At 36.8% G+C, this 19,668-nt stretch carries 17 protein-coding genes and 1 pseudogene; 2 read left to right on the forward strand and 16 right to left on the reverse strand.

Annotated features, from left to right (window positions below; translation table 11 throughout):
- Positions 1-93 precede the first annotated feature (93 nt).
- The 4 genes from AC6CHS_RS13020 to AC6CHS_RS13035 form a co-directional block, all read right to left on the reverse strand.
- Positions 94-6,162 carry a lamin tail domain-containing protein gene (locus AC6CHS_RS13020; RefSeq protein ID WP_498236711.1) on the reverse strand — a complete coding sequence of 2,023 codons (6,069 nt, stop codon included), beginning with the start codon at positions 6,160-6,162 and terminating at the stop codon, positions 94-96.
- Positions 6,163-6,302: 140 nt separating this feature from the next.
- Positions 6,303-6,707 carry a hypothetical protein gene (locus AC6CHS_RS13025; RefSeq protein WP_498236713.1) on the reverse strand — a complete coding sequence of 135 codons (405 nt, stop codon included), beginning with the start codon at positions 6,705-6,707 and terminating at the stop codon, positions 6,303-6,305.
- 137 nt (positions 6,708-6,844) lie between these two features.
- A complete protein-coding gene (proC, locus tag AC6CHS_RS13030) occupies positions 6,845-7,639 on the reverse strand; it encodes a pyrroline-5-carboxylate reductase (protein ID WP_498236714.1) in 795 nt (264 codons plus the stop codon).
- A 140-nt stretch (positions 7,640-7,779) separates the two neighbouring features.
- Positions 7,780-8,289 (reverse strand): DUF3231 family protein, encoded by a 510-nt coding sequence (locus tag AC6CHS_RS13035; protein WP_498236716.1) that lies wholly within the window; start codon positions 8,287-8,289, stop codon positions 7,780-7,782.
- A 448-nt stretch (positions 8,290-8,737) separates the two neighbouring features.
- Here AC6CHS_RS13035 and AC6CHS_RS13040 point away from each other — a divergent pair, with 448 nt between their 5' ends.
- Positions 8,738-9,865 (forward strand): CAP domain-containing protein, encoded by a 1,128-nt coding sequence (locus AC6CHS_RS13040; RefSeq protein WP_498236718.1) that lies wholly within the window; start codon positions 8,738-8,740, stop codon positions 9,863-9,865.
- 156 nt (positions 9,866-10,021) lie between these two features.
- Here AC6CHS_RS13040 and AC6CHS_RS13045 read toward each other — a convergent pair whose 3' ends face one another.
- From AC6CHS_RS13045 to AC6CHS_RS13100, 12 genes and pseudogenes are all read right to left on the reverse strand, one after another.
- On the reverse strand, positions 10,022-10,543 hold the full coding sequence (locus AC6CHS_RS13045) for a GNAT family N-acetyltransferase (RefSeq protein WP_498236719.1): 522 nt from the start codon (positions 10,541-10,543) through the stop codon (positions 10,022-10,024).
- A 117-nt stretch (positions 10,544-10,660) separates the two neighbouring features.
- Entirely contained in the window at positions 10,661-11,308 is a 648-nt protein-coding gene (locus tag AC6CHS_RS13050) for a uridine kinase family protein (protein WP_498236720.1), read from the reverse strand.
- Complete coding sequence (locus AC6CHS_RS13055) at positions 11,308-12,102, reverse strand: class I SAM-dependent methyltransferase (RefSeq protein WP_498236722.1); 795 nt, start codon at positions 12,100-12,102, stop codon at positions 11,308-11,310. Before AC6CHS_RS13055 ends, AC6CHS_RS13050 begins: the two co-directional genes overlap by 1 nt.
- Positions 12,103-12,176: 74 nt before the next feature.
- The gene (locus AC6CHS_RS13060; protein WP_498236723.1) at positions 12,177-12,683 is read right to left on the reverse strand and encodes a GNAT family N-acetyltransferase; all 507 of its coding nucleotides are present in this window, start codon (positions 12,681-12,683) and stop codon (positions 12,177-12,179) included.
- Between the two features lie 397 nt (positions 12,684-13,080).
- On the reverse strand, positions 13,081-13,620 hold the full coding sequence (locus tag AC6CHS_RS13065; RefSeq protein WP_498236725.1) for a nucleotidyltransferase domain-containing protein: 540 nt from the start codon (positions 13,618-13,620) through the stop codon (positions 13,081-13,083).
- A 53-nt stretch (positions 13,621-13,673) separates the two neighbouring features.
- Positions 13,674-14,111 carry a VOC family protein gene (locus AC6CHS_RS13070; RefSeq protein ID WP_498236727.1) on the reverse strand — a complete coding sequence of 146 codons (438 nt, stop codon included), beginning with the start codon at positions 14,109-14,111 and terminating at the stop codon, positions 13,674-13,676.
- A gap of 112 nt (positions 14,112-14,223) precedes the next feature.
- Positions 14,224-14,685 carry a GNAT family N-acetyltransferase gene (locus AC6CHS_RS13075; RefSeq protein ID WP_498236729.1) on the reverse strand — a complete coding sequence of 154 codons (462 nt, stop codon included), beginning with the start codon at positions 14,683-14,685 and terminating at the stop codon, positions 14,224-14,226.
- Positions 14,676-15,649, reverse strand: a pseudogene (locus AC6CHS_RS13080) (phosphotransferase enzyme family protein). The gene AC6CHS_RS13075 and the pseudogene AC6CHS_RS13080 overlap by 10 nt, the downstream one beginning before the upstream one ends.
- A 72-nt stretch (positions 15,650-15,721) precedes the next feature.
- Positions 15,722-16,198 (reverse strand): GNAT family N-acetyltransferase, encoded by a 477-nt coding sequence (locus tag AC6CHS_RS13085; RefSeq protein ID WP_498236731.1) that lies wholly within the window; start codon positions 16,196-16,198, stop codon positions 15,722-15,724.
- 139 nt (positions 16,199-16,337) lie between these two features.
- A complete protein-coding gene (locus AC6CHS_RS13090) occupies positions 16,338-17,189 on the reverse strand; it encodes an LCP family glycopolymer transferase (protein WP_498236733.1) in 852 nt (283 codons plus the stop codon).
- A complete protein-coding gene (locus tag AC6CHS_RS13095; protein ID WP_498236735.1) occupies positions 17,179-17,703 on the reverse strand; it encodes a sigma-70 family RNA polymerase sigma factor in 525 nt (174 codons plus the stop codon). Before AC6CHS_RS13095 ends, AC6CHS_RS13090 begins: the two co-directional genes overlap by 11 nt.
- Before the next feature lie 241 nt (positions 17,704-17,944).
- Positions 17,945-18,550, reverse strand: coding sequence for a TetR/AcrR family transcriptional regulator (locus tag AC6CHS_RS13100; RefSeq protein WP_498236737.1), 606 nt, complete (start codon positions 18,548-18,550; stop codon positions 17,945-17,947).
- 161 nt (positions 18,551-18,711) lie between these two features.
- On the opposite strand from AC6CHS_RS13100, the gene AC6CHS_RS13105 reads away from it, so the two are divergent.
- Positions 18,712-19,449: an SDR family NAD(P)-dependent oxidoreductase gene (locus AC6CHS_RS13105; protein ID WP_498236739.1), complete on the forward strand. Its 738-nt coding sequence runs from the start codon at positions 18,712-18,714 to the stop codon at positions 19,447-19,449.
- Positions 19,450-19,668: the final 219 nt, after the last annotated feature.

Below are 19,668 nucleotides of genomic sequence, written 5' to 3' on the forward strand. Positions count from 1 at the left end.
TTTGTTAAACAAAAAATAAAAATGGAAGCCTTTTAAAAGAAAAAACCGCAACCCTCAAAGGGCTACGGTTATAAAAGACAAGCCTATACCTTCTTAATTTACATCTCCGATCAAGTACTTTTTGCGGTAATAAGAAACCATCCAAATACCAATTCCGCTTAAAAGAGTGATAGCCCCTAATAGAAGATAATGATACATTGTCGTAGCCGTTTTTGGCAAAGCAGATCCACCAGTTTTACCATCATGGTGGGTTGTGTTCTCTATGGTCGGATGATCATCAGATAAATTTTGATCTTTTGGCTGTTCATCTTCATCTTTTTTATCATCATGATCGTTATCAGCAGAAGGATTTTCTACATTCGGATCTTCCTGATTTCCAGGGTCCTCTGTTTCTCCAGGCTTCTCTTCGTCTTTTCCAGTATTCCCATCATCACCCTCACTCGGATCTTGTGGGTTTTCTGGATTTTCCGGTTCTACTATCACCCCATCCACTGTGAGGAAATTCCAAATGTCCGAACGTTGCTTACCACCATATTGATCTGTTGCTTCTACATACCAGAAGTACTCACTATTTGGATCCAATTCATCCCAGGTCACGGAGGCTGTTTCACCACTTGGCACATCCGTAACATTTCCAATTAGCTCATCTGTGTACACATTCACCTCAACATAATCTGTTGCAACTTTTTTCGTTTGGGCTGCTAAGTCAAAGTTGAAAGAAAATTCATCTTTGCCAGGGAATTCTTCTGAATTGTAATAATTATAATCATCAAGGTAAGGAGAATAGGTTTGTACATCAATTTTATTTTCTTCCATATTGAAATTTATTAGTCTCATATATCCTTGTCCACCTTCAGGACCTCCCTGATAGTCGGCAAGCATTTGATATACCGTACGATCTGGATTTCCATCCCCATTGTCATCGATTTCATCAATTAATGTTTGGGCATTATGGTAGTGTCCACACAATACAGCAAATACATTATCATTTTTTAGGACAACTTCCTCAAATAGCAAGTCACCTGTAGGGCTCCTATTCCCTGTAGCAAGTAAATATTCGTGTACATTGAGAATCGCTTTACGGTTCGGATGTGCTTGTAACACCTCATTTAACCAATCAATTCCCTCTTCTTCTATGCCCCAACCAAGATGCACCATAATAAAGTCCATTCCATTTACGGAAATTAAATCATAGTGACCACGGTTATCTTGGAAGGACTCCCCATAATACGATTTGTCTGCAAATCGAGATTCACCAAAGAACTGGGAGTAATTCTCGTAATAACGTTCTTTATTATTAACGTCATGGTTACCAGCTACTACACCGTAAGGAATATCAGCGTCATCTAGTACTTTCATGGATCGATCCGCTACATCCCATTGTTCAAAATCGTCATGGACGTTAACTAAATCACCAGAATGAAATACATATTCTATATTGTGTTCCTGTTGGTTTTCTGCAATCCAGTTTACCTGTTTCTCATATATATATGGATAGCTTTCTGAGTAGTACTGCGTATCAGCCATCCAAACAAAACTGAAATTCTCCCCGATATCAGCGATTTGATCCTGGACAATTACGCTGACTTTTTGGTCCTGCACGTATTCCGTTCCGCTCACAGAGCCAATCAACTGAAATGCCTCTTCGCCAGCTATTTTGGAAGTTAACGCGTCCCAGTTATCTGTCGCATAATTCCATGCGTACATGGTTACCTTTCGACCTGGAAGGGAAGAGCCATCCCACACAACTTCAATTTCATCATTTTCATCGACATTTTCATCAACTGTTACATCAAAACGATGATAAGGAAATTGCAAATCTGACTCTGTTGACAGTTCATTCCCGTCTAATTTTTTCAATGCTTCTCTTTGTTTCTCGCTAAGACGCACTTCTCCTTCTGGTAAGTAGCCATTTGGTGGCTCTGTATCCGTAGCATTTTCAGAGATAACTAGGTTAGAATCTTCAGCCGTATATTGATATGCCTTGTAAAAGGCAACGTCCATTGTGTCCTCGGTAGGATCATTAACCGTTACGGATAAATTCGCCTTAGTGCTATCTGGATCATTCGAAAGCCAGTCAGGTAGAAGTGGATGCTCCTCAACCACTTTAAAGTTGATTTTTTCCTCTGTGGTATTTCCGGCAGCATCCGTTGCCTGGAAGATAACTTGGTGTTCACCAGAATCTAATAAAGCAGACGACGTTTCATATGGCAGGGAAATGTACTTACCATCCAATTGGGCGGTAATCTCGTCTACTTCACTTCCTGCATCGGTGGCATCAGTGTTGATAACAAAATCACCCTTATAACTCTTCCCTTCTACAATAGTAGGTTCAAGCACTGGGCTCGTGTTATCTATCACTACAGTTGCTTCTACTTCATCTTCTTTGTTAATAGCTTTAATGTTATGCTCGCCATCTTCTACGCTATTAGTATCAAAAAGATAAGCTGTGGAGGTAAACTGCTCTTCCCCAAGCATAAAAGTAAAGTCATAGATTGGATCCTTACCTGGACTATCTCCAATTGGATAGTTTCTGTTTGGATCAGCGTAGTTTGGATCATAAATGGTTGTACCATCCGAAAGTACAAGCCTAATGTTTTTAATAGTGAAGTCATCCCTGTTTTCTTGAGAAGTTTCATCAAATGGACCTACCTTGTTACCTGCACGAATCGTAATGGTATTGTCTCCAACCTGCAACCTTTCCGCAGAAACAGGAATTGTTAACGTTGTAAAACTATTATACGTGTCATCAAAAACTTCCAGGATTTCGTCACCCATTGTCACACCATTTTTGAAATAGATGTTTGTTTCTGTTACATCGAAAGCAAAATAGGCTTCTGTTTCCATTGCCATAAACGTATCTGTAACGTGTTGACCATCTATATACAGATCAGTTTGTGAGCTATATTCATCAGTTGTTGCTTTAATTGTGTGTTCTCCTGATAATAATGTTCCGTCCTCAACATTGAGACGAAGCCCTTCTTCAATGTTAGGATTCTCAATTGGAAGCTTGTTTGTTTCGGTTGTTGTCTTATTCTTCCCATCACTAGCAACAAAATAATACTCTAACGCTGATTTGCCGATCAATTCCGGTTCATAAACCATATGTGCATAATGATTACTACCTTGTCTTTCAAGGCTTATCTTTCGGAAATCGTCTTTTTCATCTGCACGATAATAGAGGAACACAGATTTAACATCAATCTGGTCCGTTACTTTAGCAGAAAGTATTACAGGCTCCTCAGATGTTATGGCTTCCGATGTAGTAGTATTTTCCACTACTGGACTTTCTGTATCTACTGGAAGCTGCACTTTTTCAGTAGGTACCTGCTCAGGTATTACAACACCCGGCGTTGCCTCCCACTTTCCAGCGCTAATTTTAGTAGAATATAATCCCCCGTCTGTTGGATAACGATAGAAAATTCCTTTATCAGGGGCTGTATCATCCACCCCAGCTTCATCATTGTACTTAGCATAGGAAAGTTCAGTGCCCGTTTTGGTAGCTACAACTAAAGTACGTTCACTGCCATTAGCCATTCCATTATTGTATATTTTAAATAAATTTTCTCCTTCTATAAGTTCGCTGTTAAAGTTAGCATTAAAATCTTCCTGACCTTTATTTGCATTCCCTTGGTTTATAACCCAGAAAACAACAGATTCTCCAGATGGGATCGACACCTGTTGACTATCTTGAGGACCCCAAAGTAAGTCACCTTCCGCACCAACATTGGGGTAACGGTATCGTATTATATAATCATTAAAGTCTACTGTTTCGGTTGTATTGTTATAAACTTCAATAAACTCATAGCCATCTGCTCCATTTTCATTTGCTGTATCAGGTACCACTTCGGTAATGAGTATTGAAGGAACTTCTTGATAATTGATAGGCTCACTAGGTACATCTATTTTAACTGGTTCTGTACTCGTCTCACCAACCTGGTTTGCTGCGGTGATAAAAAAGCTAACACGATTACTCCAAATTTCTTCCCGCGGTATGGCCACCGTATAAACTGACATATCAGATTCGGATGCTTCCATGCTCCATGTTTCATAATCTGTCTCATCACTTTGCTGTACAGATAAATTGGCACCTAGAATTTCCTGCTCAGACGTAATGCGTACGTCCAATGTAATCGTCTCGTCCGTTATAGAGAAATTTGGTCTCTCTATTACAGGCTTGGCGGCTTCCTCTTCATCTACTAAAACTGGCGTTTCTGGAGCTTGTCCATTAATAATGGAAAGAGGTGTTATGGTTTCACCAATCCCTGCTTTTGTCATCGCATTGCCCTGGTGCGGATAGGAATAAACTATACCTTGATCTGGTTTGGTATCATCTCCATCCTCATTGTACGTAGCAGAAACTAGCTCATTTGAGAATTTATCCGCAATGACAAGTGTGCGCTCACTTCCGTTAGCCATTCCTTCACTTTGAACCTCTGTAACATGGCTTTCTTTCATACCCAATCCGTAATAGTCGTTAAAATCGGCTAAACCCAATGCTTTGTTTCCACTATTTTTTATCCAGACTATAAAGCTTTCTTGTGGCTGAATAACCTTATCGTCAGTAAGGTTCCAAACTTGATCTGTTGTATTTGTCGGGTATCGGTAATTAACCTGATAATCTTGCATATTAATAGGTTGTGTGGAATTATTATAGACTTCGATAAACTCAAACGCATCGGCTCCATTTACATTCTCTGTATCTGGTGTAATCTCTGTAATGAGGATTCCTGGAACTTCCTGTGCATTTGTCTCGCCTTCTACCGTAACCTCTGCCTCATATTGCCCAGATTCTGGAAGACTGTAAGTAGCACCGTCATTCATAGTTGCTACTATACGATAACTGAAATTTGGCGACCACAGTTGTTGCTTAGGAATTGTTACCGTATATTGGTCGGACTCTCCTTCGTTTGTAAGTTGAAGTTCCTTTTCTTCCATTCCTTTCCCAGTCTGGTAAGCTATTCTAACTTCAGCAGCTTCTTCAATCGTTGCTTCAATTGTTAAGTCTAGTTTCCCGTCAATCTTTGTTATATTCTGATGTTCAATTACCTGCTCAGTTGCTTGTGTTACAGATTGGGATTGTTTTTCATCCTGTTCTGGTTTCTCTTCCACCGTTGAAGACTTAGCTTCCTGTTCCGAATTCTCATCTTCTGACTCGTTTGCTTTATCTGCACCTTCTAGTGATTGGATTATAAGTGGTTGGACAGGAACTTGATCTGCTATCCATAATCCAGGAGTAGCAATTTCTGTTGCTCCCCCATCCTTCATTTCCGCGTTGCTATAATAAAAAAGCTGACTTGTTGCATCATTACTAGTAGAATAATTTACTTGGCTTATAGTTTTCGTTGATTGCTTATCCATAAGTTTTAACTGGACATCACGTGAAGTAATAGGTGTGTTAACAATAAATATATCCTTCTTCTCCAGGTTTGTTCCGTAATAGTTATTAAAAGTACTAATTTCCGCATCACTGCCGGCAAACCAGACAACTACTGTTTTCTGTGGAGATATGTTGGCTTCTTCAGGAAAAAGGACTTCTTCATTCCCTATGAAAAGCTGAAAATCTTTAAGTGCTAATGACTGGTCTGTATTATTGTAGATTTCTATAAATGGTTCCTCATTCAGATTGGCTTCTGTAATGAAAAGATTTGACGCAAAACTGCCCTCTCTATCCACCTGCTTGTCTATTTTGGCAGTATAGACATCCGATTCGGCTTTGTTCCCATCATTGGACGCTGTAAACCAATAAGCAATATCTTCAGCCCAAAAAGCGGCTGCTGAAATGGAGGCTGTGAAAGTATCTCCCTCCGTCTTAGTCATCTCTACTCGCACTGGCTGAGAGTATTCAGTTGATTTGTAATATAATTGGGCATTCTCTACGTTGGGAATACTGACTGTTATGTCATGATTTTTAGCGTCTGTAATACTAGGAGGTTGTTCATGTTGAAAAGTTATAGAGGTTGTATCTAATGATGGTTTGGTGGTGTCTTCATTCTCAGCAGGCTTGTCCATGCTAACTGCCTCTCCACTTTGATCTGTTTTCTTTCCATCCGGTAGGTCTACTGCTGCAAGTGCAATTGAGCTTGGTTGTAACAAGGTTGAACCAAATAAGAATGTAGCTGTAACTGCTGCCAAAAAACTATGTACCCTTTTTTTCTTCATTCTCTTCCCTCCATTTACAGTTGTCTATTTAATTATAAATTTCAAATATTAATGAGGAGTTTATTTAATGTGAAATTCTTGTAAAGGAAAAAAACAGTAAAAAAGAGCCCGTATATTCACACAGGCTCTTTCAATACTTTTTATTCAGATATTTGTTTTTTTCTATCCCGACCTAATTTTTCGAGTATTTGATAATCCTTTGACTTTTTATAAGGAATTGCATGCTTATCAGAAAAATCACCTAAATCTTCATATAGCTTTACTGGTATAAAATCGATAAGCCGGATGTTAAAACCCTTATGCGTGTGGACAACTGCCCCCTTTGATGCCCAACCATATCGTTTAAACTTTATTTGGCTTATTTGGTTTGGTGTCACTCGTTTTTTATAGAGGGTAAGCCCCATCCACATGATGTGATAAATAATAGACTCCTCGTCAATGTTGCAAGAATAACGAATAAAAGCACTTGCGAATATAAAGGCTGTAAAAAGGATTGAAAAATATGAGAACCATCCAAAAATATTAATATCCCTAACTGTACTCATAAAAAAAAGAATTGACAAACAGACTAAAACTTCACGTTTTCCAGCATACGAATACTGCATCCCCGTTATCACCTCTCCAGCATGTTAAAGCCTCTTCATAAAGAATACCATAAATTGGATGAATGAGAGGGGGAGTTTTAGTGTCCCATTTTTTCCATATTAGACCTAACTGCCTGAATTATAGCATCCCGAAAACCGCTTGTTTCCAAGCTAGCTACAGATTGTATGGTGGTGCCATTAGGAGAACATACCTCATCCTTCAATTTAGCTGGATGCTCGCCTGTTTCCAATACCATTTTTGCTGCGCCTAAGGTAGCTTGTGCTGCAATATTGTACGCCTTCTCTCTCGGCATCCCATATAATACTGCGGCATCTGCTAATGCCTCTATGTACATATAAATAAATGCAGGAGATGAGCCTCCAACTGCACTAGCTGTATCCATCAACTTCTCCTCAATCACTTCTGCTTTTCCAATGCTATTAAATAATTCAACAACCTCCTGCTTCTCCTCATCATTTATAAAGGTATTAAAGCTAAGACTTGTCAGACCTTCCCCCACAAGGACTGGAGTGTTTGGCATTGCTTTTACTAACTTCACTTTTCTTCCAAATCGCGCTTCATTCTCTGCAATGCCCTGTCCTCCAGCAATAAGAATGACAATTGTTTCATCCTGAATACGATCCCTAATTTCTTCAATCACGGCAGGATACTTATCTGGTGTAACAGAAAGAAAGACAATTTCACATAGAGTTGCAATATCTTGATTGCTTTCCACTGTTTGAATCCCGTACGTTTCTTCAAGTAGCTGCAGTTTATCCCAACTCCGATTTGAGGCAACAATTTGTTCAGGTAGATGACCTGCCTTCACCATTCCTCCAATAATCGCTTCCGCCATATTTCCACTGCCAATAAATCCGATCTTTTTCTTCATCTAAAAATCCTTTCCCCTGTTCTCTATATACCTATATATTTTAGTATAGGGTCCGCTTTTGGGCAAATGGCTATTTAAGTTTTAGCTGAATGGCAAAAAAGAAGCCCTCACAATGACGTGAAGGCCTTGAAACTTAAGAATTAGTCACTTTTCGAAGCATGGTGGAGTGGTGGTGGAACGAGCCATCCTTTTTCCTTTGTTAGCTTTAAAAACTTCCCACCTAATGCTGCTTTATTAATGTGAAATTGTCCAAACATCATGACGATGTCTTCACGAATCGAAGTACCCATTATCTGACTGCAGGCTACAAGTCCCGCTGCCACCTTTGCAGAAGCTGCTGCTGCCACATCAAGATCCTGAAAGCGCGCTCCAACTGGAATGTCTTCCAAATCTACACTTGGTGGCTCTGGAGCAGCTGGAGGAAGTCCCACACCGTTTTGCGTAAGTACTTCAGAAACTTGCTTTGCCTCTTGCTGGGCTTGTTCAACTGCCTCCTTAAGAAGCTTCTTTAAGTCCCCATCTCCGACATGGTTCATTAACATCTGATGATCTGCTATTGTCTTGTTCAAAACCATTAGATATTCCCATGAACTGAACACTTCACCATAATGCATCGGTTCTTCTTGTGGATTACCACTTAAAATACCCATCTTAATCCTCCTTACAATATTGGTTTAGGTGCATCCTTATTTCTTGCACACCTATATTGTGGTATTATGTGGAACATATTATCCATTCATACAACAGAATGCGGATAATAGCGGTTAGCCGTTTTTCTTATTTTAACAATTAAGTTAGATGTGCCTTATGTTACCGTCCCTACTTTAATTCGTAATTAACAAATCCAACAAGTCCCTTTACAAACTCTTCCAGTTATCGTCATCCTTTTTACTTCTTTATAAAGTTTTTTAAAAACTCCCCCTGACTTTTCATTAACCATTGAAGACTTGCTTTAAATAGTAGAAAAAAAGGGAAACATCAATTACAATGTACTAGGTTTTAAAAAACAAATTACTTCTAATATGTTGCTCTTTTGTTCATACTGATGGTACTTAATACATTTGTTAAATTTGAACTTTGCTCAGGATGTGAATATATATGCCTAAATTACGAAATATTATAGCCTTATTGCTTATAGCGTGGGGATTTTGGCATTTTTACGGGGAAGATTTTCAGCATTCTGGCTTTTCCGGTGTATATGAAGAAATCTCCACCGATATAAATAACATAAGACAAGATCCCACTGTCATTGCCACTATAGAATCGATCAATCAAGGATTTCAGGATCTAGTTGGGAATATTAAGGGAGAACAAGAGGCACCACAATCTTCAGAACCTGGAGCTGAGAAGCCCCATTTAGAAGCTCCAGAGGAACAATCATTTTCCATACACAATGTAGAAATAGGAGATGATCGATCCAAAGTCGAAGAGATTACCGAAGAACCACAGCGATCTACCGTTAATGAATATGGGGTCGAGTGGTTGTCATATCATGAGAATTACCATAACTTCTTTATGGCGGCTTTCGATGAAGAGGGAAAGGTTGCCGGATTATATACGAATCAGGACTTACTTACCTCTGAAGAGGGCATTGCTTTTGACAGTAACCGTGAGTCTGTATTATCTGCGCTTGGAGATCCACTTACCGCAATAAGAAAAGGTGCTGTTCGATATCAAATTCAAAGCGACGAGGAATATGACACTTTTCTGATTGACGAAAATTACGTGACCATCTTTTATGATAAGCATGAGAATAACACCGTCACTGCTGTACAAATTATTAGTGAAGAGCTCGAACAACAAAAGAACGCATATTATACAAATCCAGATGGTGAATTAAAAGAAGGTATGGAATACCAACTATTTGATCTGACAAATGCCGTTAGAGTTGTTCACGGGCTCCCTGTATTGGAGTGGAACGAACCTTTACAAAAAACTGCAGAGAAACACAGTTCAGATATGGCAGAAAACAATTACTTTAGTCATACAAACCTAGATGGCCAATCCCCATTCGATCGTATGGACGAGGATGACATTGCTTTTCGAACCGCAGGGGAGAACCTTGCTACTGGCCAACCTAGCAGTATTTTTGCCCATGAAGGCTTAATGAATTCAATTGGACATAGGGAAAATATATTACAGGAAAACTACGAAACCCTCGCTGTAGGCGTATCCTTTGGTGAAAATAATAGACCGTATTATACAGAGAACTTTGTTACAGAATAGGCAGGCTGCACAATTCCCTCAGTGACTAACTTTATATAATAAAATGAAGTTTCTACTCTATAAATCATAAAGGAAGGACCAAGTAAAAAGCCTTGATCCTTCCTTTTTTCATGGTACTAATGTTTAATTTTCAATTCCTACTCTAGCCCCAAAATATTAATAACTTCGCTGATTCACATACTCTTCACGTAATACACTCATCGTATATGCATCTTGATAACTGCCATTAACAAAATAATGATTTTTTTGTTCCCCTTCAACTTGGAAACCTACTTTTTTATAAATATGTATGGCTTTTTCATTAACCTTAATGACCTGTAAAGATAGTTTACGTAGATTTAATTGGTTAAAGCAATAGTCCGCCATTAATTTTGTGGCATCTGTTGCATATCCTTTACCTTGATGATCTGGATCGATCATAATAGCAAATTGCGCGAAACGATGACGGAAATTAATACCGTAGAGACCAAGATAACCGATTCTTTCATTAGAATGATAAAGAATAAACTGTCTAAATGCTTCATTATCTTGCTGCTGCTCATAGTTTTTCTTTAACTTTTCCAGTGTAGTATAAGGCTCTGAGAACCAGTAATCCATTACATCAGGATTTATTCGCATTTTATGAATGAATTCTAAGTCTTCTTTCTCTACTGGCCGAATATATAGGTTGTCTCTCATTCAATGACCCCTCTCTTATTGTATTAATTAAAATTTTAACAAAATTCTTAGTATGTTTCAGCTATATGTTCTTTCCATTCCCTCAATCTCATCAAGATTGATTGGTGAAGTGTTATTTCATAACTGCTTTTTCCACGTCTTTTTTATCTTAAATGTATCCTTTGAGCTTTTAATGATTATGTCAAAATGACTACGGTATGGGTGCATAAATAGTTCATACTGAATACGTCGCTCATTATGCGATTGCTTTAGATAAGCAATATCTATTCCTCTTTCCTTAATATCTCGTACGAGTCTTCTCTCAAGCTCTGTCTCAGAATCTGTATAAAAGTAAATGAGAAGATCAAACAATTCAGGATTTGCAAACGCAACACTCATACCTTCTACTACAGTTAATTTTCTTTGCGAAGGAAGGACTTCAGCCTCAGAATAAGGAGTGCCAAGCGTCCGAATATCCATATTTCCCTTTAGCATACGTACATCTCTTTCTAAGGAAGATACATGGTGTGCTGCGGGATGGCAGGCTGTCATTTTAAACCGATGTAAGGTCCCTTTTTCCGCATAGTCAATCACTGCATACTTTCTCAAACTAGAACTCACTATATATGGGTCTGTATTTAGATAATTTATCTCGCAATCTATTTTTTCCATCAACCTTTGAGTGAATGTAGTCTTTCCAGCGGCTCCATGGCCCGAAATCCCAATAATTAGCTTTTTATCTGAATTATGAACCCAATGTACGATTTCTTGGATTAGTTTGTCCATCATTCAGTCACTTTTCTAAAACGAAATATAGCGACAGGAGGAATCTCATTCCATTCAAATTGACTATCTCCCTTTTCTATTTTAAAACTTGGTTCTTCTAATCCATCTAATACAAATCCAGCTTTGAAAAATAACTTCGTATAGTACGTCATAGGTCTATGAAACATGTAATGCGGTGTATCTTGCCCTTTTATTCCTATAGCTTCATAGGCTTCTGGAGTAAGATACTTAAATAATTGGATACTATTTCTAGAAACGATTTCGCCGTTAATATCTTCCGACTCATGAATCGTTCTTACTCCTGGCGTTTGAAAACTTGGATGTGTAATAGAAAAGACAAAGACCCCATTTGGCTTTAACATCTTATGCAATGATTCTATCAACGGGTTAATGTCAGCAATATCCATCAATGCCATGTTGGCTACGGCGTTATCGTACTTTTGATGCCCTAGTTCATTTAATTCTTCATAACTCGTAGCATCCAAAACACGGTATTCAATCTGGGCTAGATATTCCCTAGACCGCTTTTTTGCTCGTTCGACCATCTTGGAACTATAATCCACCGCAACTACTTTTGCACCTAATTGTGCTAGCCTTCTTGAAAAGTTTCCATTCCCACAGGCAATATCTAATATCGTTTGCCCTTCTTTTACCTTTAATAATTTTTCAGTAGAGGGTCTGATAAGTTCCCGGTGAAATCGATTACTCTCTTCCCCCATATAATCATCCCAATGCTCCGCATTCTTCTCCCATCTTAATTTTGAATCCTGTGTTAGTTCCTTCCATTCGCTCAATGAGTATTCTCCTTTCTTTTCTATATTGCTGGAGTTTTTGATTTGGTAAAACTGATCAACTAGCAGCAACACTATTAAATATAATAAGCCATTAATATGTCATCTCCATAGGTCCCATCTTCATACTTAATTTGTTTTCTCTGAATACCTTCTTCTATAAAACCTATATGCTTGTAAACATGAATTGCTCTTTGGTTGGATGAAGTAACTCCAAGGCAAATTTTTTCTAACCCTTTCTGCTTTTTCGCCCAGTTAATAAGGTACTCCAAGAGTTTCGTACCAATCCCTTGATTGGTATATGCATTTCTAATCCCCATCCCTAACGAACCAGCATGATGTAAACGAGTAAGATCGTAACGTTTAAAGACCATGAAACCTACAACTGCCCTTTCTACTTCATAAACTGCAAAAAGATTATTTTTTTCACGACTTTCTTGTATTCTCTCTTTTTCTAAGTTAATGTCATCTGGTAACTCGTTTGGAGATGTTATGAAAAACTTTGATGTCTTTTCTAATAGAATAATTTCCTTCTTTATATCCATAATCGCTTCCGCGTCAGATTGCTGCGCTAATCGTATCACTAAATCTCTCCCATCTCTAAAATGCACTTTTTAAGTCGTAGAAAAAGCTCTTAGCGTGAAACCATCAATTACGTATGTAAGGATACTAAATGGATTTATAACCTATTAAAGAAAAGGAGATATAACCGGTGAAAAATCTAACTCTATTCGGAAGGATAAACGTTGGTTTAGGAATTTTATTTTTTGTACTTGGGACAATTTTATTTTTTCAAAATCTTAACAATGCAATTATATTAAAAGAGCAATTCCTATCTTTATCCTTCTTTTGTCTTGGAATTTCATTATTTTTAGCTTCTTTTTACTCTAAAAGGAAATCATAAATGGGTTAAACAGCTTTGTGTTTCAATATCCAACAAAGTATCTAATTGCGTAATGCATTCGCTATAAATAAATATATCTATACCATGGTATCCCTTATTATTTCGGTTAACATTTTCTTACTTATAGTGTCCTTTTGACGATATGGCCGACCTATCCCTTCATAAACTTCTTTCTCCTCTAAAAGTTGTCTTGGGTTCAAAACACGAGAAGAAACGCCTTTCAATGTATAGGTTTCCAAGGACAAAGAATCTTCTCGCCAAACCCATTCAGGTAATCCATTTAGCACAATTTCCCCATCTTTCAAACGGGATATATAGCAAAATGATAACTCTACATTACCTTTTCGAAAATCAGATTGCCTATCACGAAACTCCTCTCTAAGGTAAACCTTCTGATATCCCGCTTTTACAAGTTCATCTTCTAAATGTTCGCGATGATGAACCCACGTTATTAAATCAATATCTTCGTGTAGACGCGTAATTTTACCGAGCAAAAAGTCAATTGCCCAACCTCCACGTAACCAGAAATTGATTTCAATCATCTTACAAATTGTACGTATTTCCCCTAATACCCTCAACTGCAGTTCACTTTGTTGATCAACGTCTTTATGTGTCATGAATCCTTCAACCCACCTTTGATTAAGGGAAATGAAAAGCCCTGGTCCATTTCTTAATCTATAACCAACATATTAGATTCATCAAATTCCCAGTCTTCTCCGTATGCTACTTCCCAGAAATAGCCATCCAGATCAGTAAAGTAACCACTATAACCGCCCCAATCTGTTTCTTTAGGTTCTTTAATAATTTTAGCACCAGCTAACTCTGCCCTTTTAAAAACTTTATCAACTTCTCCCATTGATTTGGCGTTATATGCCAATGTTATACCTGGGAAACCATCTGACAAAGCTGGCGGGTTTTCATTATTTATATCCTTAGCAAGTTCTTCAAGAGGATATAATGCAATCCTAGATCCCTCATTTCTAAAAAAGATGATAGCTGGATCAGATTCAGGACCCATAATTGAAGTCTCAAATCCTATTTCCTTGAAGAAATTATGGGATTTTACAATATCTCTCGTACCAAGCGTTACTAAATTTAGTCTATTCATATTTTAACCCCCATCTAAGTTATCTTTATTTATTTCTACAATGCGGAGCAATAACCTTTTATTAAGAGAATAATCTAGAAATAAATAGCTTAACCTCTTCGTACGATGAAGATTATAGTTGCTTATATACAACTTCCCGATACTTAACAAAGCCCTGCTTATCATAAAAATCCTTTGCAGTTATGTTGTCCACCCAGTAATCTAACTCGACTTTATCTATGCCTTGTTCACTTGCTAACTTATATATGTAATTCATTAAGTTGGTACCAAAACCCTTTTTCCTTTGTGTAGAAAGTATACTGATTTGGTGTACATAAACAACTTTATAACTTTTTTTAAAGGCGCTTTCCGGATATTCTTTCATTTCTATCCAAGCATAACCAACTGCTTGTTGATTATCTTCTACTAGCAAGAAAACAAATTGCTTCTTTTCCATTAGTTTTTTAAATTCTTCTTTAACTGCTTTGTAGTCATATTCCTTAAAGTAATTCGGATAGAGTGAATAATGTAGATCATGGACTGGCTTGTTTAATTTGGCAACTAAGTTAAAATCCTTCGTTTGAGTTATTTCCATATAAGCCCTCCGTTAAAATTTGTTTTATTACTTAGAAGGGAATGTTTTCGTTCAATTCTTATCCTAAAATGATTTATTATTCTTATCTGATCTTCAGTTAGGTTTTCTATATCCCAGTACATATGCATTAAGCTGTACTCAAACACTTCTTTTAATTTAATAAATAGGGGAAGATGTTCTAACATTCCTTGAGCTAATTCATTTTCTTCATGATAGCCATCTAATATTGCCTTTGTTATATTTTCTGCATAGTCAACTATGTTATCTCCACCAACAAAGGAATACTCTAGGGCACTATATATCGGAACCGCTAAATCATATAGATAAAAATGTTTCTCACAATCCTGGAAGTCGATCATAGTCATTTTCAATCCATCATCAACCAGTATGTTTTCAAGCCACAAGTCCCCATGTAGTAACCCAAAATCCGAATCATTTTTTGGCAGCTCTTTTATAGTAGTTAAAACCTCTTCCGCAATCGATCTGATCGAGTATTCTTCTTTAGGAATATACTTGAGAAAGGCGTCCTCCTCATTTTCATGCCAATCTTTAATATATTTTGGTGAATATATTTCTTCAAATTGTTTCGAAAGACGATGTAATTTCCCTATTTGCCGACCTAATTCTTTTAAAACAGTGGCATTCCATTGTTTTCTTGGTAAATGTATTCCTGGAGCTGCTTTATAAAGGGCGACTAATACTTCCTTGTTTTGAAGTGTTACTTTTTCTACGAACTTATTATTTGAAGAAAGTATTCCGGGAGAAACCCCTAATCCTTCTTTAAACAGGAAGTTTGTATAATTAATTTTCTCTAACTGTTCCTCATAACTTTTATAATTGGTTACCTTTGCGAAGTAATCACCATCATTTGTAGTACACCTAAACATTTCGTTTGTTACTGATTTAATATTCTTGAAATTTTCCTGATACGTTTCATGAGAAAACGAAGTATCTTCTGCTCCATATTTTTATTTTCCTTTCTCTTACTAAACTTTTGCTCTGATGGAATAAGTGCTCTTGCTTTAAAAAAGTTTAACTATTGTCGTAGAGTATTAAACTCTTGAGTAAACTTCCCATCTTTCAAAAACTCCATAAAATTACCATTAGTAAATTCCTTAACCACTTTATGCCAAAATGTATGTGCAGACTTGTTATTTTCTATTTGAGTAATTTTCCAAAACCCGGGAAACATGTTGAATAGTTTTGAGGCAATTTCTTTCCCGTATCCTTTCCCACTATGTTTAGCCATTATAAAAAACTCTTTAATTGTATTCGGACTTGACACTTTTGAACTTTCTATCAGAACGAACCCTATCAGCTCATCCTCTAACTTTACAAAAAAAGCATGAAAATTATCATTATCCCAGTATTTTTTTAAGTTAAACGGATCGTATTGCCCATTTGCCCCCAAACTAATAGTAGGAATGTATTTACTAAATTCATAAATATAAAACTGCATAATATTTTGTAGTACATCTTCTTCTACTGGTCGCACCTTTTGTAAGTTTAGCAATCTGGCAACCTCCTTCCATATATTAATTTCTTTGCTGTCAACAAAATGAAAGCGTAATTATTTATGGTATAGTTTAACACAAAAAATAAACTGTGTAGGAAGAGTTTTCCACCCCTTCCTAACACAGTCTATATCATCCCTATTCACCCAAATGCTGCTTTAACTTTTGAGAAATTTCCTCAAGCACATTCTGATTTATCTCTTTGTAGTATATTCCGTTAATTATCTTCTCCTCTATCCCCTCTTCCATATCAATCACTTGAATGGAATCCAAATTATTATCAAATTTATTAAATATTTCAGTTGGGATATTGGATTGACTTCCGTTAATTAGTTCTTTAAATTGCGAGATCGATAACTGTTCTTTAATTAGTTTTCCAACACGATCCTCTTTAACAACTTCTTTTCTTTCCACACCCTCACTAATCCCTAAAGTTTTCTTAATTTCTTCTGTTTGGATTACCGAATAATAATCAATAGGAAAATCGAAAAGGTGCGATACAGTTGCTAAGACTGCTTCAGGTGATCGACTAAAAGCATATGCATGCGTTAACTTATCTTTCTCTAGGCTATCTTCTTCTGCATTAAGTATTTCAACATATGCATCACGAGGTATTGGAACTAGATTCACACTCTTGTCGCTATTGTTGTACGTCATTAAAATGTTAAATTCACTTCTATGACTTGCTGGATTCTCCCCTATTACTAAAGCAGAAAATGACAAGTCATTTTGTTGGGATGCTTGTTGTTGATCTGCGCTTTCTTGACTATAGAGAGTTGGTATAAGTAAACCAATTGCTAAAATTATTACTACTACACTGCCCAATATAGGTCCTAAACGGTTTATTCTCCTAGATTGGCTGGTGTTATTTTGTTTTTCACGCTCTTTTTTATGAATTTTATTTAACGTTTTGGCCCGGTCTTCTTTAGTAAAGGTCAGACCTTCATCATCCAAATAGGAAAATAGCTGCTTTTTATCTTTATCCTTCATAGATAGTTGCCTCCTCCATTAAATTTTTTAATTTTTGTCTCCCTCTACTGAGCCTAGTTTTAATAGTATTGATATTGAGGTCCGTTATTTCTGATATTTCACCAAGTGAAAAAGACTTATAGTAAAATAGAAAGATAACTTCCCGATATTTCCTTGGCAAAGAAAAAATTAATTTCTTCATTTCTTCTTGTTCTGACTCTTTGATTACCTCCTCTTCTGTGGAAGGTAACAAGGAGGTAAAAGCACTTCCCACAAGACTTCTTGCATGTACTTTTCTATAATGCCAGCTTCTTAAATAGTCTTTGCACTGGTTAATTGTGATTCTATACAGCCAAGTTTTTATTGTAGAATCTGAACGAAAATTATCCAGGTTTTCATAACACTTGATAAAGGTATTTTGCACCATGTCTTTGGCAGTTTCGTTATCTTTCACATAGTTAAATGCCAATCGTACCAATTCACCCCCATGTTCTATCATCACTTCTTCTAAAATCTCCTCTTTTGAACTTTCCATAGCTGCCCTCTTTTCCAACCTCTTTCTATAATTTTGCCTTTAGACGAGAACCATTGAACAATGGTTTCATATTCTGTATATAGGATTTGATTTTTTTAGTTACACAAAAAACTCCTTTCCATTGTAGTTACTGGGAAAGGAATTTTAGTTCACCACATAAGTAAGTTTATTAATTAAAGATGTTTAGTAGATGTTAGAAAAAGACTTACAAGAAATATTCTTTTTAACTAAATACCTCAGTTTAGTCATTTCCGACATACTTAATGGTTTCCATATGTGTTCTTGCTAAGTTAATCACTTCATTAATAAATTCTTCTTTTGTCTCTTGAAAACCTTGTTGGATCCAATTAATAAGAAGCCCATAAAAACCATAAGCAGTATAGCGTGTGAAATAATCCATGTCTACAGGGACATGATTGACTGTCTCAAAAGTGAATTTTTCCTGATAAATTTTTAAAATGGTCTGTGGGAATCTGGTATGTAATCCTGGTATCGTATCGTCAAATTTAATTAACTCAAAAAAATGCCTGTTTTCGTATATATAAGAAACAATGCTAAAAGACTCGGTATCTAGTTTCTTTGTCGATACCGTGCGACCCGTCACAAAAGGTTTGCCCACTGATTCTTCTAGCCCATCAAGCATGGTATCCATTAAGTCAGCTGTTAGCTCAAACTTATCTTGATAATGTACATAAAAAGTACTTCGGTTATAAGATGCATGGTCCACGATGTCTTTTACGGACACTGCATGAAATCCTTTTTCTTTAATCAGTTCAATAAGGGACTGCTTAAGATGTTCCTTTGTTCGATTTTTCCGCTGAGATTTCATTTCAAGTTTTTCATCCATTTAAAACCCTCCAAAACAAAGACACTTTTATAAAAAATGTCTATTAATTCAACACTTATCAAAAAAATAATGATTGGTTAAGGAATAATAAGAGACTAGAATTAATTTGTAAACAATAAATTAATACATTCTATATTTCTATTATACTGGAGGAATCTGTTATGGGTAAACTACAAGATAGAGTAGCAATAATTACTGGGGGTGCATCCGGGATAGGTGCAGCAACAGCAAAATTATTTGTTTCAGAAGGTGCAAAAGTTGTACTTGTGGATTTAAATGAAGAAAAAGGAAAAGCATTCCAGGAAGAATTACAAGCCCAAGGTGCAGAAGCTCTTTTTGTGAAAGCTAATATTACAAGTGAAGAAGAAGTAGCAAACGTTTTTAAAGAAACTACTACCAAGTTCGGTAAAGTAGACATCGTATTCAACAATGCGGGAATTGGCCGTGTCCACTCATCTCATGATTTAGATTACAGTGAATGGAGAAACACAGTAAACGTTGACTTAGACGGCGTATTTTTAGTAGCGCGTGAAGCAATCCGCGGAATGCTTGAAAGTGGTGGCGGTACCATTGTAAATACTGCTTCTATGTATGGCTGGGTCGGTTCACCAGGAAGTGCAGCATACAACGCTGCAAAAGCTGGGGTTATTAATCTAACACGCTCCCTGGCTCTTGAGTATGCACAGAAAAACATTCGCATTAATGCGTTGTGCCCAGGCTTTATTGACACACCTATCATTCCAGAGGAAAGCAAAAAAGAATTATCCTCCATTACACCGATGAAACGACTTGGCAAATCAGAAGAAATGGCAAAAGCTGTGTTATTCTTGGCAAGTGATGATTCTTCATATATGACAGGTAACAGCCTTACTGTTGATGGTGGGTATACGGCACAATAATCAAACATAATGAAATAATCTAGAATCAGTGGGGGGCCTTTCCCACTGATTTTTTTGTACGCAGTTAAGTATATATTTCCCTTATATTTAATAAATGGAACACAAGCTAACATTACATAAGATAGTCAGGTTGCGTTATTGGTATTTTTGCTATTGAAGCTAAGCTAACAATGGTAATCCAATTGATATATCGGATGATAATCTCCTATTATGACCGCG

This window comes from Oceanobacillus sp. GQ8, assembly GCF_059758495.1.

Excerpts from the sequence above, each read along its gene's own strand:
- AC6CHS_RS13035 (WP_498236716.1), bottom strand. The coding sequence starts at position 8,289 with ATGGGTATTTTAAGTGGTAATCCACAAGAAGAACCGATGCATTATGGT.
- AC6CHS_RS13100 (WP_498236737.1), bottom strand. The coding sequence starts at position 18,550 with ATGGATGAAAAACTTGAAATGAAATCTCAGCGGAAAAATCGAACAAAG.
- AC6CHS_RS13065 (WP_498236725.1), bottom strand. The coding sequence starts at position 13,620 with ATGACACATAAAGACGTTGATCAACAAAGTGAACTGCAGTTGAGGGTA.
- AC6CHS_RS13050 (WP_498236720.1), bottom strand. The coding sequence starts at position 11,308 with ATGGACAAACTAATCCAAGAAATCGTACATTGGGTTCATAATTCAGAT.
- AC6CHS_RS13095 (WP_498236735.1), bottom strand. The coding sequence starts at position 17,703 with ATGGAAAGTTCAAAAGAGGAGATTTTAGAAGAAGTGATGATAGAACAT.
- AC6CHS_RS13025 (WP_498236713.1), bottom strand. The coding sequence starts at position 6,707 with ATGAGTACAGTTAGGGATATTAATATTTTTGGATGGTTCTCATATTTT.
- AC6CHS_RS13020 (WP_498236711.1), bottom strand. The coding sequence starts at position 6,162 with ATGAAGAAAAAAAGGGTACATAGTTTTTTGGCAGCAGTTACAGCTACA.
- AC6CHS_RS13070 (WP_498236727.1), bottom strand. The coding sequence starts at position 14,111 with ATGAATAGACTAAATTTAGTAACGCTTGGTACGAGAGATATTGTAAAA.
- AC6CHS_RS13090 (WP_498236733.1), bottom strand. The coding sequence starts at position 17,189 with ATGAAGGATAAAGATAAAAAGCAGCTATTTTCCTATTTGGATGATGAA.
- AC6CHS_RS13105 (WP_498236739.1), top strand. The coding sequence starts at position 18,712 with ATGGGTAAACTACAAGATAGAGTAGCAATAATTACTGGGGGTGCATCC.
- AC6CHS_RS13045 (WP_498236719.1), bottom strand. The coding sequence starts at position 10,543 with ATGAGAGACAACCTATATATTCGGCCAGTAGAGAAAGAAGACTTAGAA.
- proC (WP_498236714.1), bottom strand. The coding sequence starts at position 7,639 with ATGAAGAAAAAGATCGGATTTATTGGCAGTGGAAATATGGCGGAAGCG.
- AC6CHS_RS13075 (WP_498236729.1), bottom strand. The coding sequence starts at position 14,685 with ATGGAAATAACTCAAACGAAGGATTTTAACTTAGTTGCCAAATTAAAC.
- AC6CHS_RS13040 (WP_498236718.1), top strand. The coding sequence starts at position 8,738 with ATGCCTAAATTACGAAATATTATAGCCTTATTGCTTATAGCGTGGGGA.